Below are 5432 nucleotides of genomic sequence, written 5' to 3' on the forward strand. Positions count from 1 at the left end.
AACACGTTCTTCACGCTCGCGTTTCTTCTTCTGTGCCTCGTGAATAATCACAGGCTCCCACTCCATTACAGGAATCTCCACACATACTAGCTTCCCGATCCACAACAAAAAACCGCCGCAACAATACCTATCAAATCGGTGCTGTGTACAGGTATAACACCTCAGGCCTTTTCACCCACAATCACACCATGCAGGTCTTGAATGCGTTGAATATCCAGCAAAGAGACAGAAGTGCAAGACCTAAAGTTGTAACTACTTGACAATAGCGGGGATTGATTATAGCCTGGACGCTGTTTGCCTTAGTTCAGTGCTATGAAAAGGACGTTTCAGCCAAGTAGGATTGTGAGAAAGCGCAGGCACGGCTTCCGCGCCAGGATGTCCACAAGGTGGGGCAGAAAGATTCTCAACAGGAGGCGTGCCAAGGGGAGGTGCCTTTTGTGCGCCTGAAAGGGGTGGTTACCTTAAAGAAAAGAAAGGAGTTCGCGCGCGCCAGGTTCAGTGGCCGCTCAGCAAGCAGCAAGGGCCTGTTGTTGCAAGCTGTGGAGGATTCTGCACACCCGCCGGGGAGCGATGGCCTGGTGCGGGTGGGGTTTACGGTAAGCAAAAAGTCTGGAAACTCTGTAGTTAGGAATAGGATACGCAGGCGGTTGCGGGTCATTGCCCAAGATGTCATATCCACCAGTGCGGCCAGAGGGTTTTGTTACGTTTTTGTAAGCAGTAGTAGGCTGTCAGAAACCAAGCTACCAGTGTTGCGGTCCAGTTTGGTGTCATGTCTTAAGAGACTGAGGCTGCATGTACCGGTTTGCGACTAGTAGGAGGCAGTTATGGGCTTGCTTAACACTCTCCTGTGCATCCCAGCCGTAGCCATGCTACTGTTTGCTGGGTTGCGCATGTCCATATCGTCTGGTTGGCTACAGATAAGGGGGCTGCCTCTTGCCATTTCTTCGCTCTTCGCGGGTGAGAGGAGAAAATTTTCCTCCGTTGCCGCTGTGTGCACAATTCTAGGTGGAAACCTGGGTGTTGGTAACATTTCCGGAACCGCAATAGCATTAAGTTCCGGGGGGCCCGGCTTTATAGTCTGGATGGTGCTGATAATAACAGTCGCCTCAATAATAAAATATGCCAACTGTTACATAAGCACCTCTACAAGGGTACAAGCACAAAACGGCAAGACGTTCGGGGGGCCTGTGGTGTACGTCAAGCACGCTTTTGGGGTGAAGTGGGCTCCCTGCGTCGTTGCATTTGTAACCGCAGTGTGTGCCATAACCGTCGGAAACTTGGTTCAAGTAAATTCCCTGGCTATTCCTATGAGCCTCATGGATCTGCCACCCTTGGCTGCGGGCATACTTGTGGCATTTGCACTCTTTTTCGTCAGCGCCTTGGGTATGAATTTCATAGCCAAAACTGTCTCTGGCATGGTCCCAGCGATGGTTTTGCTGTACATAGCGCTGTGTTTCGTTGTTCTGGTGAAGTGCTACGATAACATTTTGCCCTCTCTTACATTAATCCTCACGAGTTTTCTTAATCTAGACAGCCTGAAAAATGGGGCAGCCCTGGCGTTCATTGCGGAAATCCTGGCTGTTGTGCAGGTCGGCGCCTTGCGTGGCATATTCGCAACCGATATAGGGCTAGGGCTAGAAGGAACGGTGCATTCATTAGTACCAAACGAGTGTGACGACAAGAGGTTTGTGGCGCAACAGAGCCTGATATCGTTAGTTTCACCGTTCGTCGTTGCGATCGTGGCTTTCGTGACGACCATGGTATTGCTCACTACCGGCGTGTGGTCCGATGCTGCATTGGAAAGCACAAATATGTGCTTCACTGCTTTTACCAGCGCTTTGGGGTCGGGTTATGTAGAGTACGCGCTATTGGGGCTGATGTTTTGTTTCTCGTTCACCACTATGCTAACGTGGCTTATGTGTTCAAAGGAAGCGCTGCTGTACGTTTTGGGAAGGGATGCGTACGGAAAGGCCTGGACCGCATTTTTTATAGCCATAGCTCCCCTGGGGTCCGTGTGCACGGTCGCGCTCCTATGGGACATTGCAGATCTTGCAATTTCACTTGCCACAATCGTAAACACAATCGGAATGCTTGTTGTAGCATCGCGATATCGTGACATGTTCAATGTTGCACACTTGAGGTAGTTTTTCCCAAGTATTGCGCACTCTGACGGAATTGGTGGTTCGCATATCCGCATGCACGCTACGGGCCGATGCTATCCGCCGGGACCCGTACTTTTCTGCGGCGGTCTACTGGTAGTTTATTATCGGAGTGCGTCACAATCGCTAAACCGTTGCAAAAAGGCGTCGAATCGCCCGCATTTCTGTTTCTTGCGGCACACTTCGCACATTTCCCCTGAACAAAACTTGCCGCATTGGCGTGCCATGGTCTTCTGGTACGCGCACTTTCTACCTTAACCGAAGAGCCACTGAGTGATACATAATGCGCCCCGAGCTTCCTGATGTCATCATAAGTGATATGAGGTACGTGGCTGCACGGTGCCGGGTAGCGCGGGCCGGACCCGGTGTGTATTACCAAATCCGCCTCTGAACAGCGTTGTAAGATAAACTCAGTATCGCAAGAAATTATCACTCTACTATCATATATGCAGCCGCCTGCCATACATATCAGCTTCTTCCCCTGGCCAAAATAGCCTCCATTGATGATTTTAGGCTGCCCATTTTCCCGAGCCCATGCGGAGTAAGAAAACCCTCTCGTGCTTCCTCTCCTCATTGCAAAATACAGCTGGCCGTCACCCTCTTTCACGGCTACTCCGCCAACGCCATAAAGAACGTCCGGAGTTTTGTAGGCAAGCGCAAGTAGAAACCCAGACAAGGCAAAAAGCAAACCCAATATTATTCTTGCAGTCCCGCGCCACCAGCTGAATGCCAGCAACCCGAGCGTCATAAACAGTACAGAGGCGGGAGGAATGCTGCGCACGGTTGGCGCTAACCACTCAACTTTTGCGGCATAGTGGGCAATATATAAAATCAGGCCCACGGATGCTTCCAACGGGCTAGCCACTAACGCACCAGAAAGCAGACAGTCCGTTATTACGTATACAAGGCCAAGTGGTATCACTACAAACGCCGTAAGCGGGATGGCAATGATATTCGATACCACTCCAACTACGGAGAAGTAATTGAAGTGGTACACAACATACGGGGCAGTTGCAATGCTGGCGATCAGAGAGCCCGAAGTTGCCGCGGTGATGTATCGCACAACGCTGCCTGCAGATACTACCCTGCTCACGCCACAACTTCCAGCCAGCGCCACAACAGCGGCAAATGACATTTGAAAGCTGGGTAGCAAGATTGTCTCGGGAGTAAGCAATAATATGATAGATGCAGCGAGAGATATGGAGCGCAATACACTGTTGGGTTTATCAACGATTATCCCAACAAAAGTCAGAGTCACCATAATAAATGCCCTGCAGGCCGAAACTGGCATACCAGAGATAAGCAGGTAGAAAAAACTCGCAATAATAGCCACAACCGCAGCAAATTTTTTTATGTTATGTTTGAGTGTTATAGTCTCGGAGAGGACAAAAATATTCCTGGTAAGCATGAAGGAGATCCCAGCAACAAAAGATAGGTGCAGCCCGGATATTGCGAACAGATGCGACAGCCCGGAGTTCCTTATGTCTTCTAGTACCTCACTTCTGATACCAAGCCTCTTGCCGACTAGTAGCGCCGCCATTATTTCAGCGCAATCTCGCCGAAGGCCGGAAACAAGCCTTGCATAAATCTCGTCCCTGATTCTCTCAACCCATTCCTTGAACCCCACCTTGCTGCGTCGTTCATGCAACTTGACCTGAGAGGTCGTAAAGCCGACCGCATTAATGCCTCTGAAGTACGCAACCCGGGCAAAGTCGTAGCCGTGTTTAGACGCGGATACGGGCGGTGGGTGGATCACCCCAGAAAATGTCAATATGTCTCCGGGTCTTATCGTAGGATCAATTGCAGTTCTTGCAGCAAGTCTGGCACATATGCCCTGAATCTTGTCACTCTCTACATCACACACTAGAAGTTGGGCATATCCAGGCTTATGGTTAATCTCCTTCAACAGTCCGGTAGCGCCGTTGACGTACACCCGCCGAAACGTGGAAATGGGCGGCTGTTTGGGAAAGAGTAACGCGGTCCTACAATGCGCGCTGATAAACCCCAGCGCCCCAAACGCCACAATCAGCAGCGGTAGGAACCTTGTATTAATCAGCGTGAGTAAAAAAAGCGCCACCATTGCACAAGCCACAAGTGCCGCCAGTGTAAAACTCGGTTCGTGTTTTAAGGAGAAATACAGTAGGATGCCCGCCGCTTGTAGTGCTGGAATCCATATCACAAAATTGCAGGCCTGAGATGTTAATGCATCGATAGTCAGTCTCCAAAACTTCTTTATGTTGAACGGTCCGATTTCTGGCTGCATTGCGTTAACGGTGAGGCCAAAAGTCATTATTAGATTAAAATCTTAAGAATACAAGCGCCTCAATGACCGGCCAATTCCAAAGTTATGCATCCTGTAACAGCTCATGCTCAGCAGATATTACCCCACCGAAGCGAGACCCACATCATACGCCATAGGCCCGGTTGGAGTGCCACCACTTATCTCTTCTTCCACACTTTAGGACATTAACGCCCCGCGCGGCAGCGGCCTGCAGTCTGAGCGTAGCTAGAGCCATACCCTGCAGTAACGTGCCTACTTAACATAAGTCCGCCCCTGCAGCAGATTATCGGTCAATCAGCCCTAAGCTCGCCCCCCAATTTTTGCGCTACCAGGGCTATAATGCGCTCGGATACGTCTTTAATCTCTGATTCAGTCATGGTGCCCACTTTTGAAATCATCACAACAGCAACAGCAATAGACACCTTGCCTTCGGGTATGTTATCCCCACAGTAGAAATCAAAAACCGATACTTCTGCCACGCCGGGGATACATCCTACTACGTCAACCAAAGCTTGTGATTGCACGCCCTGGTCTAACACAAACGCAAAATCCCTCTTCACTGGCTGGTATTTGTGCACCAAAAACTCGTCTCCTGTGGGATTGTCGTCCACATTCGGGATGCGGGATAAAAATATTTCAAAACACGCAGCGGCAGACCGCATTTCAAAAAACCCAATGAGGTCGGGGTGCAGCTCGCCAACATATCCGCACAATATGTCGCGAAAATACACATCTGCTGATCGCGCCGGGTGCATATAACTCCTGTCACAGCTTCTGAACTCAACCAACCGACCATCAATACCTAGTTGGGTAAGCACCTGCAAAACGTCACACTTCGCGTCAAAAAAATCAAACTTTCTGGTTGCGCCGTGTGGATTGCGAGGAACGTTATCGCCGGAACGTACGCCGCATATCGAGCGCTCGCTTTCATCAAGAAACCTATAAACTTCCCCAAGCTCAAAAATCGCCACGCTCTCACACCCACATGCCTG

Annotated in this window: 5 protein-coding genes; 3 read left to right on the forward strand and 2 right to left on the reverse strand. The window is 50.1% G+C overall.

The features are described 5' to 3' along the window. The first annotated feature begins 312 nt into the window (after window positions 1–312). The 3 genes from rpmH to GAC_RS04830 are packed head-to-tail and all read left to right on the forward strand — an operon-like array spanning window position 313 to window position 2144. Window positions 313–447, forward strand: a complete 135-nt coding sequence (gene rpmH, locus GAC_RS05565) for a 50S ribosomal protein L34 (RefSeq protein WP_010265225.1) — start codon at window positions 313–315, stop codon at window positions 445–447. Next, window positions 438–812, forward strand: a complete 375-nt coding sequence (gene rnpA / locus GAC_RS04825; protein WP_035062449.1) for a ribonuclease P protein component — start codon at window positions 438–440, stop codon at window positions 810–812. Before rpmH ends, rnpA begins: the two co-directional genes overlap by 10 nt. A 12-nt stretch (window positions 813–824) precedes the next feature. Beyond that, the gene (locus GAC_RS04830) at window positions 825–2144 is read left to right on the forward strand and encodes an alanine:cation symporter family protein (RefSeq protein ID WP_010265232.1); all 1320 of its coding nucleotides are present in this window, start codon (window positions 825–827) and stop codon (window positions 2142–2144) included. A 58-nt stretch (window positions 2145–2202) separates the two neighbouring features. Here the strand turns inward: GAC_RS04830 and GAC_RS04835 are convergent, their stop codons facing one another. Both GAC_RS04835 and GAC_RS04840 read right to left on the reverse strand, forming a co-directional pair. After that, window positions 2203–4449 carry a ComEC/Rec2 family competence protein gene (locus tag GAC_RS04835; protein ID WP_010268053.1) on the reverse strand — a complete coding sequence of 749 codons (2247 nt, stop codon included), beginning with the start codon at window positions 4447–4449 and terminating at the stop codon, window positions 2203–2205. Between the two features lie 281 nt (window positions 4450–4730). Then, window positions 4731–5432 (reverse strand): phenylalanine--tRNA ligase subunit beta-related protein (locus GAC_RS04840; RefSeq protein WP_458797001.1); only part of this gene is annotated, 702 nt, incomplete at its 5' end.

Origin of the sequence: Anaplasma marginale str. Florida (genome assembly GCF_000215485.1) — a bacterium.
GTDB classification, from domain to species: Bacteria; Pseudomonadota; Alphaproteobacteria; order Rickettsiales; family Anaplasmataceae; genus Anaplasma; species Anaplasma marginale.

Excerpts from the sequence above, each read along its gene's own strand:
- rpmH (WP_010265225.1), top strand. The coding sequence starts at position 313 with ATGAAAAGGACGTTTCAGCCAAGTAGGATTGTGAGAAAGCGCAGGCAC.
- GAC_RS04830 (WP_010265232.1), top strand. The coding sequence starts at position 825 with ATGGGCTTGCTTAACACTCTCCTGTGCATCCCAGCCGTAGCCATGCTA.
- GAC_RS04835 (WP_010268053.1), bottom strand. The coding sequence starts at position 4,449 with ATGACTTTTGGCCTCACCGTTAACGCAATGCAGCCAGAAATCGGACCG.